We start from the raw sequence: 25,677 nt of genomic DNA on the forward strand, positions 1-25,677 counted from the left end.
GTTTTCTGCTTTATTTAATGTGTTTTTCTAGTTCTTTTTGGTACTTACCATTTGATTCCAATTTTTCTTTTTGCCATTTTTTCAGTGCTTCTTCATATTCTTTGGTCGTAACAATATCTTTTTGCAATTTCATTCCTTTAAAGATATATGGATCACCCTTAATACCAACTTGTGAGTATGGTTTTGAGAATGGCACGACATTACTTACAACTGGAGAACCACCAGATGAGGCTGTTGGCATCAATAATGAACTATCTGTCAACCAAGCTTGAGCCTTGGCATATTTTTCATAGCGCTCTTCAAGATTCGTAGTTTCTGAATCGGCATCATCCAATAATTTCTTATACTGGTCCAAACCAACCTTAGCTACGACATCCTTGTCTTTTCCTTTAGTGATACCTAGGTGTTTCATAGCAGAACCTGATTTAGGATCCATGATAGTTAAATAAGATGCTGGGTCTTGATAACTTGGAGCCCATCCTGTACTATTCAAATCATAGTCTTTTTGGGAAGGAACACGCGCTTGTGAAGTGATTGTTTCCTTTTCATTATCTGTCATTTGAAGAACGTCGATGACAACATTTTCAGCACCAAGAGTTGATTCGATTGACTGTTTGAAAGAGTTACTTTGTTGAACGGCGATGGTATCTGTTTGTTCAACTGGAACATCTAAGTGAATTGGGAAAGTTACCCCTTTAGATTCTAAGTCTTTCTTAGCTTTTTCAAATGCTGCTTTAGCCTTGTCAGGGTTGTAGATAGAGTCCTTACCGTCAACTAGCTCAACACCTTTCCATTGGTCACCGTAGTTCACCAACTCTGATTGAGCAATTTGACCAAAGTTCTTACCACCTGCTTGTACAAAGTTATCTGGAACTAGACTGTTACGAATAATCTTGTCCGCACCGTCTTCACCGTTTAACTGAGCAGCATAAGAATGGCGGTTAAAGGCAAAGTTAATAGCCTGACGGAAGTCCTTATTAAGCATCGCTTCTTTTGTAGAAGTCTTTTGCTCTTCACTTGTTTTCGCAGTTTTATTATATGACTGACGATTTACGTTAAAGGTGAAGTAATAACTACTTGAGTCCTGTGGGCTATAAGTGATTTTATCTCCGTATTGCTCTAAAGTCGAAGCAAAGTTTGAGCTACTTGGGAAGAGACGGGCTGTCGTATAGGCACCAGAAGAGAAACTACGGATCAATGATTCCTGATCAGAACCATCGTAGTAAGTCAATTTGATCTTCTCAATTTTTACATTTTCTTTATCCCAGTAATTTGGATTTTTCTCGTATTCAATCAAGGATTTAGAAGTCAAAGTCTTCAAGAAATAAGGACCATTATAGAGAATCCCTGCTGGAGTAACGGCTCCATAATCTTTACCTGATGCCTTCAAAAACTCTTCATTTACAGGCAACATCGTCGCTGTTGTAACTTTAGAATTCCAAAAACTTTCTGGTTTGTTTAGGGTATATTCAACTGTATAATCGTCCAAGGCCTTGACACCAACTGTAGAGAAATCATTCGTTTCACCAGTCATGTAAGCATCCAATCCCTTGATTGAATTCTGGATGAGAGAGACACCGTCTGACTTGCCATCAGCTACGTGTTTTAGTCCTGTCACAAAGTCATGGGCTGTTACTTCTGCATATTCTTCACCCTCAGAAGTGTACCATTTCACTCCTTTACGAAGTTTATAAGTATAAGTCAAACCATCTTTTGATACAGACCAATCTTCAGCCAAGGAAGGAACAACATTGCCGTATTTATCATTTTCCATCAAACCATCAATAACATTTCCAATAACGTCTGTCGTCGATGTTCGAGTCGCTATACTGTAGTCCAATGATGCTGGATCTACTGCATAGACATAAGAAAATGTTGTCGGTGCATCTGCTTCTTTATCAGCTTTTCCACAAGCCACTAAAATAGCTGTCGTGCTCAGGACCACTCCTGCTGTTAAGAGCCACTTTTTCGATTTCATAAAAAATCTCCTTTTGTTTATTTTAATCTACTTTTACAATCCAACCTTCTGGCGCTTCAATATCGCCAAACTGAATACCAGTCAATTCATCATAAAGTTTACGTGTAATAGGCCCCACTTCGGTTTCACTATAGAATATATGAAAATCATCTCCATGTTGAATACCTCCAATTGGGGAAATCACTGCTGCTGTACCACATGCACCTGCCTCTACAAAACGGTCAAGGTTATCAATTGGGACATCACCCTCAATAGGAGTTAAGCCCAAGCTATGTTCTGCCAAGTAAAGCAAGGAATACTTGGTAATAGATGGCAAGATAGATGGACTCAATGGTGTTACAAATTCATTGTCAGCTGTAATTCCAAAGAAGTTAGCTGAACCGACTTCTTCAATCTTTGTATGTGTTGAAGGATCTAGATAGATAACATCTGAGAAATGGCGTGACTTGGCCATTTTCCCTGGCAAGAGACTTGCAGCATAGTTTCCACCAACCTTAGCCGCACCTGTACCATTTGGCGCTGCACGGTCGTATTCATCCTGAATCAAGAAGTTGGTTGGAACCAAACCACCCTTAAAGTAATTTCCAACTGGCATAGCAAAGATGGTGAAAATGTACTCTTCTGCTGGTTTAACCCCAATAATATCTCCGACACCAATCAAAAGAGGACGAAGATATAAGGTCCCACCTGTTCCGTATGGTGGTACGTATTCTTCATTGGCACGGACAACTGCTTTACAAGCTTCTACAAACATTTCTGTTGGAACTTGGGGCATCAAGAGACGGTCACATGTCCGTTGCAAGCGTTTGGCATTTTCGTCAGGACGGAAAAGTTGAACACTACCATCCTTAGTACGATAAGCTTTCAAACCTTCAAATGCTTGTTGGCCATAGTGAAGACTTGGAGAAGACTCTGAAATATGCAAGGTTGCATCCTCTGTAAGCTCTCCTTGATCCCATTGTCCATTTTTAAAATGAGCAATATAGCGATAAGGTAATTTCATATAGGAAAAACCAAGGTTTTCCCAATCAATCGTTACTGTCATATTCCACTCCTTATTCTAAAAACCTATTTCTTTTATTCTACACTATTTTTCTAAAATAGCAAGTATATTTTGTAATTTTCAGAAAATTTCTTCAATAAAAAGAACCAGCTCTTAGAACTGATTCCTTTTACAAGTGAAAAATTAGTTATTTTCAACTTTTTCATCGTATTTTGGTCTGATTGTTGTACCTGAGTTAACAATGGTACGTTTTTGAACAAGAGGAAGGTCTGTGCGATTATAAACTGTACGCCATGGTTCCCAAACAAGACCTGTTTTTTCTTGAATCTTCACGCGTATATTGCGCACATTTCCTCTAAATTGAATTTCCGTTTGGAAGCCAGCTGTTCTACTTTTACCATTATCTTCCCATTGACGTGAGCGGATGCTTTCGATGCCATCCTTGTCATAAGTTACTTCATCCCAGTAAACATAGTAACGAGCGATATAGGCTCCCTTATGATGTAAATTGAGGAAACCATTTTTGTATGAAGTGACTTTAGTTTCAATGTAGTCTGTATTGCTTTGAATTGTGGCCACTTGATTATCTTTCAAGAATGCAGTCTTATAAGAAATTGGAACAGCAGGATTTTGTGTACTAAAAGTAGCTCCTTCTTGAATCAAACTCTTCAAATCTTCTACTGTACCTGTCACAACACGTCCAGCTCTATCAGCATTTCCACCTACGATTGAAACTGTTACCTTGGTATCCTTCAAGACACGCGCCCATTCAGATTCGGCTTTAATCGGTACTCCCTTAATTACAGCATCGATAGCTGCTTTCAATTCTGTACTCTTGCTTGTTGTTTCAAATTTGACATACATTTGACGTCCATATGAAACGCTTGATACATATACAGGAGGTGTCTTTTCATCAATTCCACGTGCTTTTAATTGATCAACGGTTACTCCTGAGGCAAATACATCTGATGGATTTTTTGGAGCATCAAAGTTAGCAGTATAGTAAACTTGTTTAAAATCAACAACTTCAACTTGTTTTTCACCCTTATTTACAGCCTCAAAGTCAATTTTCAAATTAACACCGACTTTTTCAAAATCACTTCCAAATTTTGCTTTCAACTGATTCATGCTGTAAGCAGAAGTTGATTCGTACTGCATACGTGCTGGAGCAGGATTTTTCGCAGCATACTTTTCATGCCAACGATTTAACAAGGTATTCACACCTTCCTGCATACCACTTACAGTTGGATTAGCATCTACATAGCTATCTCCGCCTACCATTCCTGGTAAGTCAACACTAATCCTACCTTTGCTACGATCTAAACTAATTTGCTGTGGTTTATTTTCTAAAAGGTCTTGATTTACTTTAAACAAAGCACCTAGGTAAATATCCCCATTGCTATTAATGGCAACATCAGAAGAACCATTGGAAAGACTCTTCTTCACTTTCTCTACAACCACAAACTCATTCCCTTGTTGCTTTGTGCTTGTATTGGTGTAATTTTCTATCGCCTCACCCCGTCTAGTTAAAATATCTGTTTTATCATAATTCAAATCAAACAAATAGTGATTGAGTTCAGCAGTAAAATCTGTTTTTGCTTTACTTTCTAGTTTAGTGTTAGTCGCTGCTTTTTCTTTTACAGAACGATACACTTCGACTTCTGCCAAACTAAGAGGAGTTTTGGTATTATTTAGTTCAATTTTAACATATTGCGCATTAAATCCAGAAAATTGAACATCAATCATTGGCTGATTATTTAAGCTATCGATGTGTTGACGAGTTACTTCATTTCCAGCTTTATCCAACAAAATAACATCAAAATTAGATAAACGCTTTGCTACATCCCCATCTCCACGATTGTAGATACGAACAGTTCCTACTGATTCTTCTTTCTCTAAATCTACTTTCCACCAAGAATGATCTTGAAAATCTGTATGGGTAACGGAACGGTGGCTCCATGCGTTATCTCGATTTCCATCAACCGCTCTAGACGCTTCTCCTCCATACGCAATTGAACTCTGACTTGCAGACTTATGAGCAGCAATGTTTTCACCAGAAACTGTAGCTACACTTGACTCTATTGCTTTTACTACATTTGTTTGAAAAATCAGTCCAGAACCTAGCAAAAATGTTGCAATGGCAACGCCACATACTCCAATACTACGCTTACTAATCCCTTTATTTTTAATCATACAAAACTCCTTTAATATATTTGAGCTAATTATTTCTTAAGCGCGCTTTCTTTAAACGACAAGATTATATCATAAAAATATTATAGACGCAATCGTTTACTTTAAAAAAGCTAGTATTTTTTATTAGGTCAACTTATATAGTTGCTAATACATTAACATATAAATATTTAAAAACCGAGTGGTCTATACCAATAAAAACAAGAAAACGACCAGGCTTACGTCCCTATCAGTTGGGACGTAGCACTGTTCGTTTTTGTATATATAATCAAATTCAACTTTTAAATCTATAGCTTAAGAAATTTCTTACTGAAAAGCTTTTCATTGTTTTTATCATTTCTTAGATTAAAATTCTGTATAAGCTTCCTGAAGATAAGCGTCAAAAACTTCTTCATCTGAAATCGTGTCAGAGATGAAGCTACCGTTGCTAGTTCGTTCTGACAAATTCAAGTCTTGCAATCTGCTTTCATAGACAGTTCCTTTGTTGGATTGAACAAGCAGAATTTGATCATTTTCTTCTACTTCCGTACTAAAGAGGTCACCAACGAAGCCTTGCTCTGCAACTGCTCCTGCCAAGAAAATTCGATGTGGTTTGTTTTTCAACTCACGCAAGACTTGTAGCCCTCGTTTGGCACGGCTGGTTGCTGGAATTTCCTCAATAGAAACACGTTTCAAGCTTCCACGCTGAGTCAAGAGGTAGAAGGATGAAGTATTACAGATAAAGGCCGATTGGAGGACATCATCTTCTTTCAGGTTCATAGCCTTAACACCTGCAGCCTTGGCACCCACAACCGGAACCTCTTCTATGTTAAAGCGCAGGGCATAACCGTTTCGACTTATCAAGAGAACATCATCCAGTTTAATTGGAGCCACTACTACAATCTGGTCTGTCTCGTCTTTGAGCTTAGCATACTTGACAGACTTAGATTTATAGGTCCGCCATGGAGTGAATTCTTTTCGTTCTACGCGTTTGATTTGACCGAGACGAGTTGCAGTAAAGTAGGTTGTGGCATCATCAAACTGATCCACCACTTCCACATAAAGGATTTCTTCGTTGGTTTCAAAGTTTGTAATGGTCTGGCTCAGATGCTCTCCGATGTCCTTCCAGCGAATATCTGCCAATTCATGGATTGGTCTGTAGATGACATTTCCAAGACTTGTGAACATCAAAAGATGCTGTGTTGTCTTGGCAGCTTGAACAAAGATCAAGCGGTCATCATCACGTTTGCCAACTTCTTCCAGCGTTGAAGCAGCAAAGGAACGTGGACTGGTACGCTTGATGTAACCTGCCTTGGTCACGCTGACATAGGTATCTTCCTCAGCGATAAGACTAGCTGTATCAATCTCGATTGCTTTCGCAGTGTCTTCTAGAGAACTCAAACGTGGAGTCGCAAATTTCTTCTTGACCTCACGAAGTTCTTTCTTCATGAGATTATACATAGTCCGCTCATCACCGATAATCGCCGCCAGCATGGCAATCTTTTCACGAAGTTCTGCTTCTTCTTCTTGCAAGACAACGACGTCTGTATTGGTCAAGCGATACAGTTGCAAGGTAACGATAGCCTCTGCCTGCTCCTCTGTGAATTCATAGCTGATTTTGAGGTTTTCCTTGGCGTCAGCCTTATTCTCAGAAGCACGGATAAGGGCAATGACTTCATCCAAAATCGAAATCACTCGAATCAAACCTTCGACGATATGCAGACGTTTCTCAGCCTTTTCCTTGTCAAAGCGTGAACGCGCCAAAATCACTTCTCGACGGTGGGCGATATAGCTAGACAAGATTGGGACAATCCCGACCTGACGAGGTGTGAAATTATCAATCGCCACCATGTTAAAGTTGTAGTTGATTTGCAGGTCTGTGTACTTAAATAGGTAGTTTAGAACAAGCTCCGTATTAGCGTCTTTCTTGAGTTCAATCGCGATACGAAGACCGTCACGGTCAGACTCATCGCGAACCTCAGCAATACCTGCCACCTTATTATTGACACGAACATCATCAATCTTCTTGACTAGATTAGCCTTGTTGATTTCATAAGGAATCTCAGTAATAACAATTTGTTCCTTACCACCTTTTAGCTTTTCAATCTCAGTCTTGGAACGAACAACCACGCGCCCTTTCCCAGTTTCATAGGCCTTCTTAATTTCGTCACGCCCTTGGATAATTCCTCCAGTCGGGAAGTCGGGCCCAGGTAGGAATTCCATCAGCTTATCAACTTTGGCAATTGGGTGGTCAATCATGTAAACTGTCGCATCGATAACTTCGGCCAAATTATGCGGTGGAATATCGGTGGCATAACCAGCCGAAATACCAGTTGAACCATTGACCAAGAGGTTTGGAAAGGCTGCTGGTAAGACAGTTGGCTCTTTCTCCGTGTCGTCAAAGTTCCATGCAAAAGGAACGGTCTTTTTATCGATATCTTGAAGAAGGTAGCCAGCAATTTCAGACAAACGCGCCTCGGTATAACGCATAGCCGCAGGCGGATCTCCGTCCATAGAACCGTTATTACCGTGCATTTCAACTAGAATCTCACGGTTCTTCCAGTCCTGAGACATACGAACCATGGCATCATAGATGGAGATGTCACCGTGTGGGTGGAAATTCCCCATGATGTTACCGACAGACTTGGCCGACTTACGATAGCTCTTGTCAAAGGTGTTGCCATCCTTATTCATCGAATAAAGAATACGACGCTGAACTGGCTTCAACCCATCACGAATATCTGGCAAAGCTCGGTCTTGAATAATGTACTTGGAGTAGCGACCAAAACGCTCTCCCATAATGTCCTCCAGGGACATATTTTGAATGTTAGACATAAGATACAAAGGGACGATTCGGCTTACCGAAAATTTCTGTAGAAAAATAGGAAATCGATTCAGTGCTCGACGAACCCAAGGTGACTTCTCTTTTTTCCTAAGTATTAGTCCCGTATTCAGTTACTATAAGTAACCAAACTATCCTTTCTGTAGTTTAAAGTTTTAAAATTTATTGATTAGGTTAGTATTAAGGAATTTCACACAGCATTTAGAGCGTGTTCAACTCCTTTCTAAGAATGGAGTGTAAATATTATGAAAAAAATATAGGGTGAGTGAATTTCATCCAATTCCTGTATCATCACTTCCACTTGAAATGTCTATTTTACAAATCCTCGCTTATACTTGATATGACTGGCGATATTGCTATCAACATCTTTCTTATCCCAAAGTTGGAGTTCCCATGGGTAATAAAAATTACTCTTATTTTTAAAATAGATATGAATACCGACATAGCCATCTTTATCACGTAAATACCAGTTTTTTAGTCCGTAATTCTCTTGCCAATCATCTAATTTCTCCATGACTTGAGCTATCTCTTTGGAACTTAAAATCATACGAGCACCAAAAATATCATTGAGAATGGAATTCACAGGATAGCCCTCTTGACGCTCTGAAAAACGTGTAATTTTATCTAAAATAGACTCAGAAGTTTTGACACGATAAACATAGGCAATATCTTGAACATCCGCCTTCATCAGATAGTCATTGATTGACTCATGTAAATTCAGACGGTAGGCCAAAATCGCTTTCGTCGGAACTTTTGAAAAGGTATGCTTGAGATTGATTTTTTCCACCTTACCCGTTTCAAAATAATCTTTAGAATATTCTCTATGAATACGATTAATCTCTGTAATGAGGCGTTCTACTTTTTCAATCATGAATCTTATCCTCTCGCTTTTTCATTTTTCCAGTTATTCCCAAACTTCTTTACTTTTTCCTCAGCATACTCAATCATCTTCTCAGCCACTTCTTTATCGTAGTCAAAGCCCAGCTTTTGAGCAAGTCTTTGAGCTTCTTGGTGGAAAAGTTCCATTGTAGCGTACAAAGACTGAGTGATTTTATCTATACTTGAAAAATCAAGCAAATCTGAGAATTCCTTTTCTTTCTCAGTGGGTAAATAGTTAAAGAGATTCTTGTAATTCTTTCCTATGTCGACTGCTCCCCTATCGCTTGCGACCTGCCAAGCTAAGACCTTCAAGAGTTCTTGCTGACAAATACCGTAGAAATGGTCGGTCGCATAGACAGCTTGCTTGCGACAAATTCCTTTGACCACGTAGGCAGACACCCACCAAAATTCATTACAGGAATTTTTAAAATCTGTCTCACTAGCTGGACTCATCCAGAAACGCTCTAGATTTTGGGAATAGGGGTCAAATAAATGTTCTGGGTCTTCCAAAACAGTGAATCCTGCCTCACTATCCACCCACTCTTGAATGTGTTCTTTTGAGCAGAGAGTCAAATCAATACGATTACCATCTTCAAAGAGCATGAGATAAAGACGACGATGGTCAAGAACAACCTCTTGCTCTATAATTCGTTTTCCGAAATAGTCCAACCAAGAAAGGTCACCCGTCAGATTATCAAAATCATCCACGACATAGACCACATCGTAGTCTTGAAATTCATCTTTTGGAGCATTTTGGTTTGTCCGTGAACCAGACATAACGACAGCTTCTACTTGTATAGTTTTGGCAGTTTGTAAAATCAGATCTAGCATTTCTGTTTCAGCTCTCATGTCAGTACCTTCTCGTTTTATAGATTACTAGGTGTCTGCTTCTTCTTACTGGATAGTTTTTATACTATAATTCCCCTGTCTGGTAAAGACTGTATCCTTCGTAGTAGTATGAAGCATCTACTCCCTTAAAGAAACTGGTCTGACTGAGGTCATCCGTCAAGTTATTGAGAAGTAAATACTTGAGTTCTCCAGTCGATACTGCGCTACGCTTCATAGCATTCAGGTATTCATCCTTATCAATGGCGTTCCAATCTACCACCTTACCCAGCTTTTCACGAAGCATACAATCTAGCCAAATCCGCATTGCGCGTCCATTCCCCTCACGGAAAGGATGGGCAATATTCATATCCGCATACTTATCAACCACTTGATCAAAATTGTCATGAGGAAGTTTGTCAATATACTGTAAGGATTGCTCTAAAAAAATACGGGGGGCAAATTGAAAATTATCCTTTGCAATATTGACATCACGGATTTTTCCAGCGAAATCATAGACACTGGAAAAGAGATAGTGGTGAATAGCTGACAGCCCTGCAAATGTCCCAACTTCCATCTTGAACAAGTCTCCTGTCTGAAAAAGCAGGGCGGCTTGTTTTTTTGTCAGTTTTTCTTCTGCATCTGCCAGCTGGGCTGAGTTTGTAATGTCTAGTTTATTTTTCAATACCATGTTTTCCCCTTATTAATGCCATTTTGTATAGAAAACAGGGTGTCCTTTAGCAATATGTTCTTTCAGTTCATCTGGCAACTTAAACTCTACAATGTCTGTAGTAACCCTTGGTAAGTAAGCAAAATCTCCGTTGAGTCCGCTAAAATAGAAACCATTTTCCTTAGCCTCTTTGTCCAATGAAAATATCACTTTTGGAATAAAATACTCATAATCAGGCTCTCTATTAGAAATCATATTTCTTACATCCAAAATAGATGTTTTCGCATCCAACACATCAAGTACTTTCCCATACTCTGCATGACTTATTTTGAACAATCTAATCTTTGCTGCTCCTTTAGGTTTCTTATTCACCATTCACTAGATACTCCTTCTTACTTTTTTCAATGTAAACTTTTTGTAAGTTGTAAATAAACAGCTGTTATCAAAACTCAACTTGTCCTTTTTAGGGAAAAGCTGCCTAAAAGTCAGGACAGCTACTCCCTAAAAAGGACAGATATACTGAACTATCTTGCTACTACTTCCTTAGTCGCAGCAATTTTTTTATCAGCCCAGATAACTAAATCCTTGATAACTAATTTCTCCACTGCTCGAATAAAGTCAGACATAAATGTATAGTCGATTTGATTATTTTTGATAGGAAGCTTAACATCTGTCTCTTTTAATACTTTTTCATTAAAAGAGCTACTTCCCCAACTAAATGTAGAGAAACTCTTTCTTAATGAAGTAATTAAATAAAGAGCTTTATACCTATCCAATTCTACTTCTTTAGTGCGCAATACCTTAATTTTATCTCCTGTGAAATAGGGTTCTTTTTGATAAAACATCGTTGCCGTATCTTGACCAAAACTAATTGTGTTGGCAGGATTGAGAAATTCTTCACTCTCTGTAATATAACCTCGAATCCCATTGTTACTATCTCCACGAGCTACATAAGGAAACTTTCCTCCAAACTCAATCATATTTGCATTGAATTTCTTTTTACTACTGGATAAGTTAAAGACCTGAGAAAGTTGGAATACCTCCGACTCCTCTACTCTACTCTCAGTATCGGAAAGTTTTGCAAACTTGTCAAGTACTTTTTCATCATTTTTTGTAAGATGATAATCCCTAAGATTTGTTACAGTTAGATAAGACTCGAGCGTCTCGATGCGTTCAGACTCGAGCGCTTTGATGTAGCTTTCCATGTATGAAAATGCTAATTTGTTATTGAGAGTTGGAAGTTTAACTAGGAGGTCATGAGATTTAGAAGAGCGTAGCTTATTTCCAAAATCAAATTTACCAACTAAAGATTTTTGAATTGAAGATGCTAAAAATAACATGGAGTGTTCACTATACTCTTCGTCATTCCAGTAGACACCCACATCATCTGATGCGCTAAATTCATAATTTCGATAAAAAACATTTCCAAAAATATCAATAGTCAGAGAATTTTTTGGAAAAATAGTCATCTTATTCCCAATATGTCTAACGACACCCGTATTAGTCACTCCTGCCATCACAAATGGTAAAAGGCCATCTATCTGATCTGCTTTCGTTAGACGGGAACCCTGAACAATATTACCAAATAAATCTCCTATCCGATACTCTCTCCACTCGCCCCCACTTGCTTCAAATTCCTCTTCCAATTTTTGAAGGCGAGGGCTTAGGCTTTTTTTGAGCTATCTTCCCCCTTGTTTTTCAGGAGTTGTTCCACTTCCCAAGCTAAGTAGTCAGCAACAGTCTTTTTAAAATCATCCAAGGTTGGTTTTGTATCAATGATCTGGTGCTGTTCGAAATTCCAATCATTACCCTTGTCAGTGATAAAGTCCTCAATAAAGATAGCATCTAAATCCCAAAGTTCTTTACTCACTTCCGCTCTCTTTCCAGCCTTATAAATTTTAATCACATCTTGGTAACGCTGGATAGGATTATCAACCTCTGAAATACCTCGCTTAGCACGTTTAAAACCGTCATTTCTAAAGTCAATAAATTTAACCGTCTGGTCGTAATCGTGTGCCTCATGAGCCTTAAAAATGTAGATAGAAGTCTGGACCCCTGCCATGGGAACAAAAAGATCCACAGGCATTTTGATAGAAGCAAGTAGGGTATGCTTTTTCAAAATAGCTTTAGCTGTCTTTGTTGCCTTACCAGAACCAGCACTATCTTGAATGATAATGGCACCTAGGCCACCACGCTCCATCTTATCCAAACCATAAGCTATAAAGGGAAGACCATTTTCTTCATAAGAGAAAGGGGGATTCAGCAAGACACGATTAGCTTTAAAATCCGTAAACAGACTCTCAGGACGATTGAATGCAGAACCTTTTTCAATTCGACTAGATCCATCTCCACGAAGAATCATATTGGTTGTCGCTAAGGTATACATCTCTGCATTAAGTTCTATTCCTAGCAGGTTATCTTTCTTGAGCTTCGCAATCTCCTCGTTGGCTCGAGAAGTCCCCTTCCCAAAACTGATATTTGCATGATCTATCATCAACTCCATCGCTGAAATGAGGAAACCAGCTGAACCAGTCGCCAAATCCATAACCTTGCTCTCACTTGTTATCCCCAGAATTTGCGCCATCATTTTGGTAACATAAGGAGGGGTCAGAACAATACCAATTTCTTTTCCATCTCCCAAAGCATACTTTAGAAATTCGGAGTACATCTCCCCCATAATATCGATATGTCCACCCAAACCATCAATGGACTTGAAAATATTCTCATAGATAAAAGTGAAGATTTGCTTGGTAACAGAATTTTCCTTTTGAGGGAGAAGTTGTGCTACTTCTTTGTCATTGGTGATCAACTCGTCACGCTGGCTATCTTTGGAAATTTCTCCAAAAGAAGCCAACATGAGAGTTTTCTTATCTTCATTGATTTCACGTTCATCTAGGAAAGCCTTGATTTGATCAACTACTTTCTTACCATCACGCTTGGTTTCAGACTGTACACCCTTTAAATCATCAGGTATTAAGCCCTCATCAACCTTGTTGCCTTTGCAATCTACGATATCCTGCATAGATAATAGCATACCAGACACATAAAGCACCCGTTGAGGAGCTGTGATATTATGATTGTGCATCAATTTATTGAGCTTTTTAGCATAGCCTTGCAAGGTCGCTTGACTATCAATCAGAATTTGGTGTTTTTCTTCTTCGCTCAAAATAGCATCTTTGTAGAATGTCTCAAAGGTGGACTCATTTTCCAAAAAATCAAAAGTCGTTACCTTTGATAGCTCTTTATAGGCATTAGGAGCAGAACCAAAGACATAATAAACTTTGATAGTCACATTTTCTTCGTTATCACCTGCAACACCAACTGCGACGGCTTCATGATATTTACCACTATCAATAACTGCCCTCGCATAATGCAAAGCCCCATTCACTGCAAAATCACTAATTGATTTATCATCAAACTTAATACCGTCCTTTGTTTGAGCAACTAGCTTAGATAATTTGAGTTTGTTTTCAATCAAGATAGGAACTTGTTTGTATTTTTCAATATGAAAATCTGGTTTTCCAAAATTAGTCTTAGTTTGCGTCTTAGCCGCTCCCTTAAGCGCCTCTTTGAGATAAGCACTCATAGCAGATTCTTCATTATAATCCTGCAATTTTTTCAAACCAAGATTTTCAAACTGCTTTTTCACATAGTCATTCACATCCGACTCTAATTTCCAGTTTATTAACATATTATTTTCTTTCATTAAAACACTGTCGCTTCTTCCAGCGTAAACTTAACATTATCTTCAATCCACTTACGGCGTGGTTCGACCTTGTCTCCCATGAGAACATTGACGCGGCGTTCGGCGCGTGCTAAATCTTCAATTGTGACACGGATAAGAGTACGCGTTTCTGGGTTCATGGTTGTTTCCCAGAGTTGGTCCGCATTCATCTCACCAAGCCCTTTATAGCGTTGGAGGGTAGCACCTTTACCAAACTGCTTGCGGAGTTCTTCTAACTCGCCATCTGTCCAAGCATAGGCCACTTCTTCTTTCTTTCCTTTCCCTTTTGACATCTTATAAAGAGGTGGAAGGGCGATATAGACATGTCCTGCCTCGACAAGAGGACGCATATAGCGGTAAAAGAAGGTTAAGAGAAGTGTTTGAATGTGGGCACCGTCGGTATCCGCATCGGTCATGATAATAATCTTGTCATAGTTGGCATCTTCAATAGAGAAGTCTGCCCCAACACCCGCGCCAATAGTATAAATCATAGTGTTGATTTCTTCATTTTTGAGGATATCTGCCATCTTGGCCTTGGCTGTATTGATAACCTTACCACGAAGAGGCAAGATAGCCTGGAACTTGCGGTCACGACCTTGCTTGGCAGAACCGCCAGCAGAGTCCCCCTCGACCAGATAGAGCTCGTTCTTAGCTGGATTTTTAGACTGAGCTGGTGTCAATTTCCCAGACAACAAGCCCTTGTCTTTCTTGTTTTTCTTACCATTTCGGCTTTCATCACGTGCTTTACGCGCCGCTTCGCGCGCATCACGGGCCTTGATAGCCTTGCGAATAAGGTTAGAAGCTAGTTCCCCATTTTCCATAAGGAAAAAGGTCAACTTATCCGCCACAATTCCATCCACAACGGGACGAGCAAGAGGGCTTCCTAGCTTGTCCTTGGTCTGTCCTTCAAACTGGAGGTGTTCTTCAGGAACCAAGATAGAAAGAACGGCTGCTAGTCCTTCACGATAGTCTGACCCGTCAAGGTTTTTATCTTTTTCCTTGAGAAGACCCGTCTTACGCGCATAGTCATTCATAACCTTGGTAATGGCAGACTTGAGTCCTGTCTCGTGCGTTCCACCGTCCTTGGTGCGAACGTTATTGACAAAGGATAGAATGTTATCTGAAAATCCGTCATTGTACTGGAGGGCCACTTCCACTTGGAAACCATTGTCTTCACCTTCAAAGTATAGAACTGGCGTCAAGGTTTCCTTGTCTTCGTTCAGATAGGACACAAAGTCCTGCACCCCATTTTCATAGTGAAACTCGATCGCTTCATCTGTTCGCTCGTCCGTCAAAGACAAGGTCACATTTTTCAAGAGAAAGGCCGATTCATTAAGACGCTCTGAGATGGTATTGTACTTGAAGTCTATCGTAGAAAAGATCGTCGCATCAGGCATAAACGTAACCTTGGTACCTGTCTTAGACTTAGGCGCTGTACCGATTTTCTTCAAAGTCGTAACAGGTTTGCCACCATTTTCAAAACGTTGCTTGTAGATTGCACCATCACGGGTGATTTCAACTTCTAGCCAGCTAGAAAGGGCGTTAACAACGGAAGAACCCACCCCGTGGAGACCACCAGATGTCTTGTAGCCACCCTGACCGAATTTCCCTCCGGCGTGAAGAATGGTAAAGATTACCTCAACTGTTGGGATTCCCATAGCGTGCATACCTGTCGGCATCCCACGACCATGGTCTTGAACCGTTAAACTGCCATCTTTATTGATGGTCACATCAATACGGTCACCAAATCCAGACAAGGCCTCATCGACAGCATTATCAACGATTTCCCAGACTAGGTGGTGGAGACCAGCACCATCGGTCGATCCGATATACATTCCTGGACGTTTACGGACCGCATCCAACCCTTCTAGCACCTGAATGGCATCATCATTATAATTGTTAATATTGATTTCCTTTTTTGACACAAGGAACCTCCTATTCGTTCATCTTTACTATTCTACAGGTTTTCCAAGGATTTTGCAAAATTTTTCTTTCTCCGATGTGACAATTTCATAAGAGATTCTCTGCCTTTCTTCTCCTTTTCATGATATAATAGGAGTATGATTACAATAGTTTTATTAATCCTAGCCTATCTGCTGGGTTCGATTCCGTCTGGTCTCTGGATTGGACAAGTATTCTTTCAAATCAATCTGCGCGAGCATGGTTCTGGTAACACAGGAACAACCAATACCTTCCGCATTTTAGGCAAGAAAGCAGGTATGGCGACCTTTGTGATTGACTTTTTCAAAGGAACCCTAGCAACGCTTCTTCCGATTATATTTCATCTGCAAGGCGTCTCGCCTCTCATCTTTGGACTTTTGGCTGTCATTGGACATACCTTCCCTATCTTTGCAGGATTTAAAGGTGGTAAGGCTGTCGCAACCAGCGCTGGAGTGATTTTCGGATTTGCTCCTGTCTTCTGTCTCTACCTTGCGGTTGTCTTCTTTGGAACCCTCTATCTAGGCAGTATGATTTCACTTTCCAGTGTCACAGCATCTATCGCAGCTGTCATCGGAGTTCTACTCTTTCCACTTTTTGGTTTTATCCTGAGTAACTACGACCCTCTCTTCATCGCTATTATCCTAGCACTTGCTAATTTAATTATCATTCGGCATAAGGATAATATCACACGCATCCAAAATAAAACTGAAAATCTTGTCCCTTGGGGACTGAACTTAACCCATCAAAATCCTAAAAAATAAAACGCCAGTTCAAACTGTGAACTGACGTTTTTTTGTATGCTTATTTTGATTTGATATAGTTGATACCATCTGCTTTTGGTGCAACTGCTTTTCCAAAGAAGGCTGCCAAGACCAGAATAGTCAAAACATAAGGTGCGATTTGAAGGTAAACCGCAGGCACTCCTTGTAGGAATGGCAATTGAGATCCGATAACAGCCAAACTTTGTGAAAGTCCAAAGAAGAGACTAGATAGCATGGCTCCGATTGGATTCCATTTTCCGAAGATCATCGCAGCAAGAGCGATAAATCCAGGTCCAACAATAGTTGTCACTGAGAAGTTAACTGAGATTGATTGAGCATAAATCGCTCCGCCAATTCCACCTAGGAAACCTGAAATGATGACTCCTAGATATCTCATCTTGTAGACATTGATTCCCAAAGTATCCGCTGCTTGAGGGTGTTCACCGACAGAGCGGAGACGAAGACCAAAGCGGGTCTTGAAGAGGATAAACCAAGCAAGGAATGAGAAGGCAATCGCGATATAACCAAGCAGACTAGTTGACTTGAAGAAGATATCGCCGATCACTGGGATATTTGCTAAGACTGGGAAATCAAAGCGTCCAAAAGTCTGACTTAGGTTGTCGGTTTGTCCTTTGTTATAAAGAACTTTAACCAAGAAAACAGCCAAGGCTGGCGCCATCAAGTTCAATACCGTACCGCTGACAACATGGTCTGCACGGAAATGAACTGTCGCTGCTGCGTGGATGATAGAGAAGAGACCACCAACCAATCCTGCTACAAGCAAGGATAGCCATGGAGTTGCTGCTCCAAATTGTTCTGCAAATTCAAGGTTAAAGACAACTCCAGAAAAGGCACCCATAACCATAATTCCTTCAAGGCCGACGTTTACCACACCACCACGTTCAGAGAAAACACCACCGATACTTGTAAAGATGAGGGGTGCTGAGTAAATCAGCATAGAAGACACCAAGAGGGTGAGTAAGGTTGTAATAGACATCTTTACTTACCTCCTTTAACTTGTTTTTTCGGTTTGACAAAGCGTTCGATAAGATAATGAACACTGACAAAGAAGATAATAGACGCTGTTACAATGCTGACAAGCTCAGATGGTACCTGCGCTGCATTCATACCAGGAGCCCCAACTTGGAGAACACCAAATAGGAAGGCTGCAAAGAGAATACCAATTGGTGAGTTGGCCGCAAGTAGACTAACCGCCATTCCATTAAATCCGACAGCTAATGACGCACCTTGAACATAGACGTTCTGGAAGGTTCCCAAACCTTCAACGGCTCCACCAAGACCAGCCAAAGCACCTGAGATAATCATTGAGAGGATAATGGTACGTTTAGCAGAAATACCAGCGTATTCTGATGCGTGAGGATTAAGACCAACCGCACGAATTTCAAAACCAAGGGTTGTTTTCTTGAGCATGAACCAAATGACTGCAACGGCAATAAGAGCAAAGAAAATACCAATATTCATCCGTGAATTACCAGTCAACTCAGCCAACCAAGGTGTCTGGTAGGTTGCATTAGCCCCAACACGAATGGTCGAATCTGTACTTTGCATGAAGTCTTTAGGAAAGGCATGGATAAAGGCATTTCCTACATACAAGACAATGTAGTTCATCATGATGGTTACGATAACCTCTGATGTCCCTAGATAGGCTCTAAGAATACCTGGAATGGCACCGACAATCCCACCAGCAATCAAGGCAATCACGATAGTTGCTAGAATCATCAAGGGACGTGGCATATCTGGATGCGACAAGGCAAACCAACCACTAAGAATCCAACCTGCCAAAGCCTGACCAGGAAGTCCGACGTTAAAGAAACCAGCACGACTGGCAACGGCAAAACCAAGACCAATCAAGACCAAAGGCCCCATTGCACGGAAGATTTCCCCAATCCCGCGTAGACTACCAAAGGCTGTATAGAACAATTCTTCATAGCCCCAAATAGCATCATAACCGAAGATCCACATGACAATGGCTCCAAGTAAAATTCCTAGGAAGACAGAAATCAAGGGAACCGAAATTTGTTGTAATTTTTTAGACATCACTCTTCTCCTTTCCCAAGTTTCCACCAGCCATCAAGACACCAAGTTCTTGTTTATTGGTTGTTTCTGGTGACACAATACCTTGAATCTTACCATCGTGAATAACGGCAATACGGTCTGAGACGTTTAAAATCTCATCTAGTTCAAAGCTGACAACAAGGACAGCCTTCCCATTATCACGCTCTTCAATCAAGCGTTTGTGGATATATTCAATGGCACCGACATCCAACCCACGAGTTGGCTGGCTGACGATAAGGAGATCAGGATCTCGATCAATTTCACGAGCAATAATTGCTTTTTGTTGATTTCCTCCTGAGAGTGCAGCCGCAGGAACAAATTCGCTAGCAGCACGAACATCAAACTCTTCTATTAGCTTTTTAGCATAAGAAGTAATATTTGAATAGTTCAAAATTCCATTTTTACTATGTGGTTCTTTATAGTAGGTTTGAAGGGCAATATTTTCAGAAATCATCATTTCCAAAATCAAACCATCACGGTGACGGTCTTCTGGAACGTGCCCAACACTCAACTCTGTAATCTGACGTGGGTGCAAGCCTACAATTGAATCTCCTTTTAGCTCAATGCTACCAGATTCAACCTTGCGAAGACCTGTAATGGCTTGAATCAGTTCAGACTGACCATTTCCATCAATACCCGCAATACCAACAATCTCTCCAGCACGAACATCCAAGGATAGATTTTTCACAGCTGGGACACCGCGGTTTTCATTGACCACCAAATCTTTGATTGACAAGACTACTTCTTTGGGTTGAGAGGCTTGTTTCTCTGTTTTAAAGGAAACAGAACGTCCCACCATCATTTCTGCCAAATCAGCATTGGTAGCCCCTGCAATTTCGACGGTTTCAATGGATTTCCCGCGACGGATAACTGTAACACGATCAGAAACTGCACGAATCTCATCCAACTTGTGGGTAATCAAGATAATTGATTTTCCTTCTTTGACAAGATTTTTCATAATAGCCATCAACTCATCAATTTCTGATGGAGTCAAGACAGCCGTTGGTTCATCAAAGATAAGGATATCAGCCCCCCGATAAAGGGTTTTTAAAATTTCTACACGTTGTTGAGCTCCAACTGAGATGTCTGCTACCTTGGCAGAAGGGTCCACAGCTAAGCCGTAACGTTCAGAAAGAGCCTTGATTTCTTTGCTAGCTCCAGCGATATCTAGCACACCATTTTTAGTCAATTCACTACCTAAAATGATGTTTTCAGCTACTGTGAAGGCTTCTACCAACATAAAGTGCTGGTGAACCATTCCAATTCCCAAGCTAGCTGCTTTAGATGGTGAGTCGAGGTTGACAACTTGACCGTTGACCACAATTTCACCACTGGTTGGTTCAAGAAGTCCTGCTAACATGTTCATGAGCGTGGACTTTCCAGCCCCATTTTCTCCTAAAAGTGCATGAATTTCACCTTTTCGTAGGTGCAGGTTGATTTTGTCGTTGGCAACAAATTCACCAAACACCTTGGTAATATCACGCATCTCAATGACATTTTCGTGTGCCATGTGCTCTTCCTTTCAGAGTCTTATTTTATTTCAATAAAACTTGCTAGTTTGTCTAGTAGCAAGCTTTACTGAGACAAAATGACTTTGTCTCAACTCTTAAAAAAGCGGCCAAGGGCCGCTTCCTAAGAAATGACTTCCATCCATTATTTTTCAGGAACTTTTACGCTTCCATCCAGGATTTTAGCTTTTGCAGCTTCGACAGCTTTTTTACCTTCTTCTGAAAGGTTTGTCACTGCCAAGTCAACCCCTTTATCTTTCAATGAGTAAACGATCACTTGACCGCCAGGGAATTCACCTTTTTCTGCCTTGTTCGCAATATCTTTTACAGTTGTACCAACTTGTTTCAAAGTAGATACAAGAACAAAGTTTGATTCTTTACCATCTTTAGAAGTGTATTTACCTTCTGCTACTTGGTCACGGTCAACACCGATAACCCAAACTTTTTCACTCTCAGGACGGCTTTCGTTGAGTGATTTTGCTTCTGCAAAGACACCAGCACCTGTTCCACCCGCTGCTTGGTAAACAACGTCTGCACCAGCTGCGTATTGTGCTGCTGCAATTGTTTTACCTTTAGCAGCATCACCAAATGAACCAGCATAGTCTACTTGAACTTTGATAGATGGGTCTACTGACTCAACACCAGCTTTAAATCCAGCTGCAAAACGTGAGATAACTTCAGACTCGATACCACCTACAAAACCAACTTGTTTTGTTTTAGTTGTTTTAGCTGCTGCCACACCTGCAAGGTAAGCAGCTTCGTTATCAGCAAATGTTACGCTAGCAACATTCTTTTGGTCTTTAATCACATCATCAATCAAGACATAGTTGATATCAGTGTGCTCTTTTGCTGCATCTTTAACTGCATTATTAAGGGCAAAACCAACACCGAAGATTAGGTTGTAACTTCCAGCCGCTTGTTGCAAATTGTTAGCGTAGTCAGCTTCACTTGTTGATTGGAAGTAAGTAAAACCTTTATCTTTTGAAAGATTATGTTCTTTACCCCAGTCTTGCAAACCTTCCCAAGCTGATTGGTTGAATGATTTGTCATCAACACCACCAGTATCAGTGACGATTGCTGCCTTTGTCTTCACATCAGAAGATGAATCTGCCTTACGAGAAGAGCGGTTACCACATGCAGCAAGTCCAACTGCTGCCACTGCAACTAGACCAAGGCCTAGCCATTGTTTCTTGTTCATTACTGAACCTCCTAAATAAGATGTGCAACGATGTTGCAAGTATGGATTGATTGGCCACAAGGACCGTGCCACTCAGAGAGCGACTCAGACTAGTTTAAGTCTGTAAAAGAGTATGGAAGTAACTCCCCGACCGTCATCTCGACCGTCGATTTATCTTTTGCGACTAAGGTCACTTTTAGATCTTGTTCAAAAAATTCGACCATTACTTGGCGACAAGCACCACATGGTGAAATTGGTTTTTCAGTCTGACCATAGACAATCAATTCTGAAAACTCTCTTTGACCTTCGGAAACTGCTTTAAAAATGGCTGTTCTCTCACCACAATTGGTCAAAGGGTAGCTAGCATTTTCGATATTGACACCTGTATAAATGTTCCCATCTTTTGCCACCAGAACAGCTCCGACTGGAAAATGAGAATAGGGTACATAGGCTTGCTTGCTGGTTTCAATTGCTAGTTCTATCAAGTCAGTAGTCGCCATCTGCCAATTCTCCTTTTAAAATGGCTACACCAGCTGACGTTCCGATACGAGTCGCTCCTGCTTCTACAAAGGCAAGAGCATCTGCATAAGAACGAGCTCCACCAGCTGCCTTGACTCCCATATCTGGTCCAACTGTTTCACGCATTAATGTAACATCTGCTACCGTAGCCCCACCAGTTGAAAAGCCAGTAGATGTTTTGACAAAGTCAGCTCCCGCTTTTTGGGCTAATTGACAAGCCACAACTTTTTCTTGGTCGGTCAGCAGACAAGCTTCAATGATGACTTTAACCAACTTGTCACCACTTGCTTCTACAACAGCACGGATGTCTGATTCAACCAAATCAAGATTTCCTGATTTGAGGGCACCAACATTGATCACCATATCAATCTCATCTGCACCATGTTGGATAGCTTCTTTTGTTTCAAAAGCTTTCACGGCTGAAGTTGTTGCTCCTAAAGGGAAACCTACCACTGTACAGACCTTGACATCTGTACCTTCAAGCCCTTTTTTAGCATGTTCAACCCAGGTAGGATTGATGCAGACGCTGGCAAAATCATACTCTCTAGCTTCAGACAACAAACAATCAATTTGTTTTTCTGTCGCATCCTGCTTTAAAAGCGTATGATCGATATATTTATTTAGTTTCATATACGGATTCTCCTATAGTTTATGAGATAATTTCTATAATTTCTCGTAAACTTTGCACCCTGTCATTTATTTTAACATATTTTTGAAAATCTGTAACTAGCTGAGGAGAATTTTTTCCATTTGTGTATACTTTTGCAACAATTTCTCCCTTTTGAACGGAATCTCCAACTTTCTTTTCAAAAACAATTCCAGTTTCATAGTCCAAATCATCAGTCTTGACTGCACGACCAGCACCCAGTCTCATAGCATAGAGGCCAAATTCCATGGCTGGAAGAGCTGAAATGACACCTGTTCCCTGAGCAGGGATTTCCACCACATGGGCCACATTGACAGGACGATAGAGATCTTCTAAGTCCCCACCTTGGGCTTGGACCATCTCCTCAAACTTAGCCAGCGCTTGGCCATTTTCAAGATGTTGGCGAATTTCTTCAACTGTCTTGTTTACATTTGCCAGACCAAGCATAATTTGAGCCAATTCACAGATGAAGTGGGTAATATCCTGACGGCCTTGTCCTTGTAAAATCTCCAGTGCTTCAAGGATTTCCAGACGATTTCCAATCGCTCGTCCCAAGGGCTGGCTCATATCTGTAATCACTGCGACTGTTTTTCGACCAACTGCCTTACCAAGATCCACCATGGTTTGAGCCAATTCACGCGCCTCATCAACCGTCTTCATGAAGGCACCCTCTCCAACAGTTACGTCTAGCAAAATAGCAGCCGCTCCTGCCGCGATTTTCTTGCTCATCACCGAACTCGCAATCAAAGGAATCGTATCAACAGTTGCGGTCACATCACGGAGGGCGTAAAGAAGCTTATCAGCTTTAACCAGCTGGTCTGATTGCCCAATGACAGATACTCCAATGTCCTGCACCTGACGAATAAAATCTTCTTGACTACGTTCTACTTGATAGCCCTTAATGGACTCCAATTTATCAATTGTTCCACCAGTATGGCCGAGACCACGACCACTCATTTTAGCTACAGGCACACCAAAGCTAGCAACAAGGGGAACCAAAATCAAGGTTACCTTATCACCAACACCACCCGTAGAATGCTTGTCAACCTTAATCCCATCAATAGCAGATAAGTCAAACTCTTGACCAGTCTTGACCATATTCATAGTCAAATCTGAGATTTCTCGTGTCGTCATTCCTTTGAAATAAACAGCCATAGCAAAGGCAGACATCTGATAATCAGGAACAGTCCCTGACACATAACCTTCAACTAACCATTCAATTTCACTTGAAGTCAATTCTTGACCGTCTCGTTTTTTTTGGATTAAATCAACTGCTCTCATTCTTTCACACTTCTAAGGATATAGTATCCCTTATCTTTTTTGACGACTTCACAATTGCCAAACACCTCTTCCATCTTGGACTTGGCACTTGGAGCCCCTTGTTTTTTCTGGATAACGATAGTCAAATCTCCACCAATTTCCAAGAAATCTTTGCTTTTCTCAATGATTTCATGAACCACTTGCTTGCCCGCACGAATAGGAGGATTGGAAATGACATGGTCAAATTTGCCTTCTACTTGTTCATAGATATTGGACTGGAAAATAGTCGCTTCTACTTTATTTCGTTCAGCATTTTGTCGTGCCAAATCCAAAGCACGATTATTAATATCGACCATGGTCGCCTGAACTCCATAAGCTTTAGCCAAGGACAAGCCCAGAGGCCCATAACCACAGCCTACATCCAGGACAGTTTCTCCTTGGTTGACCTCTAGACACTTGAGCAAGAGTTGACTGCCAAAGTCAATCATTTTCTTGCTAAAAACACCCGCATCCGTCAAAAAGGTCATGTTTTCTCCCAACAAGTCCACTCTCAACTCATGAATGTCGTGAGCAGCGTCAGGATTCTCTGCATAATACATTTTACTCATGAAACTATTTTACCATAATTTGACTTAAATTGTAAATCGTTTACAAATTGATGACAAAATGAAAAGACTGAAGAAAGCTAGTCAAGAAGACCTTTTCTTCAATCTCTTTCAACACTTATAAATAATAAGCCATTTAGAACTAGAAATATCATAATCAGGATAAAACAACAAATTTATCATCTATAATTAGGCTCATTTTTATGACTATTGCTTAACCTTCAAATACTTTATTATCAACAAAATTCCCAACAGGATGTTTAGATAAAAGCCCAACTGATACGTTTTTGTCAGGAATTCCAAACTTGTCCAAAGTCGTATCAAATCTTCTAGTGACATGCGGAAGAAATAACCCTCTGTAGCAATCCATAGAACTAAGAAGAAATAACTACCAGCAGCAAGCCATTTCGTCCACCGTTTTTTTAGGAAGAAAGCAATCAAGAGCGAACAGATAAAGACAGCTGTTACAATGGCATGTTCCATCAAAAAAGTAAAACCGTAATAGGTTTCCACAAAACGTCTACCATTATCCGCATTCGCTCCTTTTATAAAAGGTAAGGCAAAACTTAAAATAAAACAGAGTTCCAATATATAACTTTTTAAGATTTTCATGACACACCTCCTATAAGTTGTGAACTAAAAATTCCCCTTTATTAGCTTATAAATCAGCAGAAACTCTCTCCTACTTCATCAATTAATTGGTCAACCTCTATCTACCTCTATTATACGATATTAGGTAAATTCCCAAACTAAGTTCCACTGCTAATCCAAGTGGAAGTTAGTCTGATAAAAATCCTAAAAACCAGTGGAAATCCGTGTCAGGGTAAATTCCACTGGTTTTACTAATGCTTGATTTCATTGCTTTTGTAGCCAAAATGAATCGAAAAAAAGAGCGCACAAAATCCCCTCATCTGAAAGCGTTTCAGATTAAGTTCCGCTATGGTGGAAGTTAGTGTGAGACGTTTGAATGGGGTTGAAGATTAGTTTTTAGATTTTATGTTGGAGTAATTTTGAAGACTGACAGACGTCTTCTGCAGGTATTTTAGAAATGCCGAGAAGCTTAGGAATCTCTTCTCCATAAGTAAAGGCAAAGA

Annotated in this window: 21 protein-coding genes; 1 reads left to right on the forward strand and 20 read right to left on the reverse strand. The window is 40.3% G+C overall.

Annotation, left to right across the window (positions count from 1 at the left end; translation table 11 throughout):
- Positions 1-10 precede the first annotated feature (10 nt).
- From D8787_RS02010 to parE, 11 genes are all read right to left on the reverse strand, one after another.
- Positions 11-1,978, reverse strand: a complete 1,968-nt coding sequence (locus D8787_RS02010) for a peptide ABC transporter substrate-binding protein (protein WP_125420443.1) — start codon at positions 1,976-1,978, stop codon at positions 11-13.
- A 22-nt stretch (positions 1,979-2,000) separates the two neighbouring features.
- Positions 2,001-3,023, reverse strand: coding sequence for a branched-chain amino acid aminotransferase (locus tag D8787_RS02015; protein ID WP_125420445.1), 1,023 nt, complete (start codon positions 3,021-3,023; stop codon positions 2,001-2,003).
- Between the two features lie 141 nt (positions 3,024-3,164).
- On the reverse strand, positions 3,165-5,174 hold the full coding sequence (locus D8787_RS02020; RefSeq protein WP_125420447.1) for a thiol-activated cytolysin family protein: 2,010 nt from the start codon (positions 5,172-5,174) through the stop codon (positions 3,165-3,167).
- A gap of 342 nt (positions 5,175-5,516) precedes the next feature.
- Complete coding sequence (gene parC, locus D8787_RS02025) at positions 5,517-7,985, reverse strand: DNA topoisomerase IV subunit A (protein ID WP_125420449.1); 2,469 nt, start codon at positions 7,983-7,985, stop codon at positions 5,517-5,519.
- Positions 7,986-8,302: 317 nt separating this feature from the next.
- Positions 8,303-8,863 (reverse strand): GTP pyrophosphokinase, encoded by a 561-nt coding sequence (locus D8787_RS02030; protein ID WP_125420451.1) that lies wholly within the window; start codon positions 8,861-8,863, stop codon positions 8,303-8,305.
- Positions 8,864-8,868: 5 nt separating this feature from the next.
- The gene (locus D8787_RS02035) at positions 8,869-9,720 is read right to left on the reverse strand and encodes an aminoglycoside 6-adenylyltransferase (protein WP_125420453.1); all 852 of its coding nucleotides are present in this window, start codon (positions 9,718-9,720) and stop codon (positions 8,869-8,871) included.
- A gap of 64 nt (positions 9,721-9,784) precedes the next feature.
- Positions 9,785-10,387, reverse strand: a complete 603-nt coding sequence (fic, locus tag D8787_RS02040; protein ID WP_125420455.1) for a protein adenylyltransferase Fic — start codon at positions 10,385-10,387, stop codon at positions 9,785-9,787.
- 12 nt (positions 10,388-10,399) lie between these two features.
- Positions 10,400-10,741, reverse strand: a complete 342-nt coding sequence (locus D8787_RS02045) for a hypothetical protein (protein WP_125420457.1) — start codon at positions 10,739-10,741, stop codon at positions 10,400-10,402.
- Positions 10,742-10,890: 149 nt separating this feature from the next.
- Positions 10,891-12,012: a restriction endonuclease subunit S gene (locus tag D8787_RS02050; protein WP_125420459.1), complete on the reverse strand. Its 1,122-nt coding sequence runs from the start codon at positions 12,010-12,012 to the stop codon at positions 10,891-10,893.
- Between the two features lie 17 nt (positions 12,013-12,029).
- Positions 12,030-14,057 carry an N-6 DNA methylase gene (locus tag D8787_RS02055; protein WP_125420474.1) on the reverse strand — a complete coding sequence of 676 codons (2,028 nt, stop codon included), beginning with the start codon at positions 14,055-14,057 and terminating at the stop codon, positions 12,030-12,032.
- A gap of 14 nt (positions 14,058-14,071) precedes the next feature.
- Entirely contained in the window at positions 14,072-16,015 is a 1,944-nt protein-coding gene (parE, locus tag D8787_RS02060) for a DNA topoisomerase IV subunit B (protein ID WP_125420461.1), read from the reverse strand.
- Between the two features lie 135 nt (positions 16,016-16,150).
- Between parE and plsY the strand changes: the two genes are divergently transcribed.
- A complete protein-coding gene (gene plsY / locus D8787_RS02065) occupies positions 16,151-16,792 on the forward strand; it encodes a glycerol-3-phosphate 1-O-acyltransferase PlsY (RefSeq protein ID WP_125420463.1) in 642 nt (213 codons plus the stop codon).
- Positions 16,793-16,832: 40 nt separating this feature from the next.
- Here the strand turns inward: plsY and D8787_RS02070 are convergent, their stop codons facing one another.
- The 9 genes from D8787_RS02070 to D8787_RS02110 form a co-directional block, all read right to left on the reverse strand.
- Complete coding sequence (locus D8787_RS02070; protein ID WP_000029122.1) at positions 16,833-17,789, reverse strand: ABC transporter permease; 957 nt, start codon at positions 17,787-17,789, stop codon at positions 16,833-16,835.
- 2 nt (positions 17,790-17,791) lie between these two features.
- A complete protein-coding gene (locus tag D8787_RS02075; RefSeq protein WP_033683459.1) occupies positions 17,792-18,850 on the reverse strand; it encodes an ABC transporter permease in 1,059 nt (352 codons plus the stop codon).
- Positions 18,843-20,378, reverse strand: coding sequence for an ABC transporter ATP-binding protein (locus tag D8787_RS02080; RefSeq protein WP_125420465.1), 1,536 nt, complete (start codon positions 20,376-20,378; stop codon positions 18,843-18,845). The genes D8787_RS02075 and D8787_RS02080 overlap by 8 nt, the downstream gene beginning before the upstream one ends.
- Positions 20,379-20,521: 143 nt before the next feature.
- On the reverse strand, positions 20,522-21,574 hold the full coding sequence (locus D8787_RS02085; protein WP_042901142.1) for a BMP family lipoprotein: 1,053 nt from the start codon (positions 21,572-21,574) through the stop codon (positions 20,522-20,524).
- Between the two features lie 89 nt (positions 21,575-21,663).
- Complete coding sequence (locus D8787_RS02090) at positions 21,664-22,053, reverse strand: cytidine deaminase (protein ID WP_042901143.1); 390 nt, start codon at positions 22,051-22,053, stop codon at positions 21,664-21,666.
- On the reverse strand, positions 22,040-22,702 hold the full coding sequence (gene deoC, locus D8787_RS02095; protein WP_042901145.1) for a deoxyribose-phosphate aldolase: 663 nt from the start codon (positions 22,700-22,702) through the stop codon (positions 22,040-22,042). Before deoC ends, D8787_RS02090 begins: the two co-directional genes overlap by 14 nt.
- Before the next feature lie 19 nt (positions 22,703-22,721).
- Positions 22,722-23,999: a pyrimidine-nucleoside phosphorylase gene (locus D8787_RS02100; RefSeq protein ID WP_125420467.1), complete on the reverse strand. Its 1,278-nt coding sequence runs from the start codon at positions 23,997-23,999 to the stop codon at positions 22,722-22,724.
- A complete protein-coding gene (locus D8787_RS02105) occupies positions 23,996-24,586 on the reverse strand; it encodes a class I SAM-dependent methyltransferase (protein WP_125420469.1) in 591 nt (196 codons plus the stop codon). The genes D8787_RS02100 and D8787_RS02105 overlap by 4 nt, the downstream gene beginning before the upstream one ends.
- 204 nt (positions 24,587-24,790) lie before the next feature.
- Positions 24,791-25,195 carry a hypothetical protein gene (locus D8787_RS02110; protein ID WP_102211501.1) on the reverse strand — a complete coding sequence of 135 codons (405 nt, stop codon included), beginning with the start codon at positions 25,193-25,195 and terminating at the stop codon, positions 24,791-24,793.
- Between the last annotated feature and the right edge of the window lie 482 nt (positions 25,196-25,677).

This window comes from Streptococcus mitis (assembly GCF_003944325.1).
GTDB classification, from domain to species: domain Bacteria; phylum Bacillota; class Bacilli; order Lactobacillales; family Streptococcaceae; genus Streptococcus; species Streptococcus mitis_CW.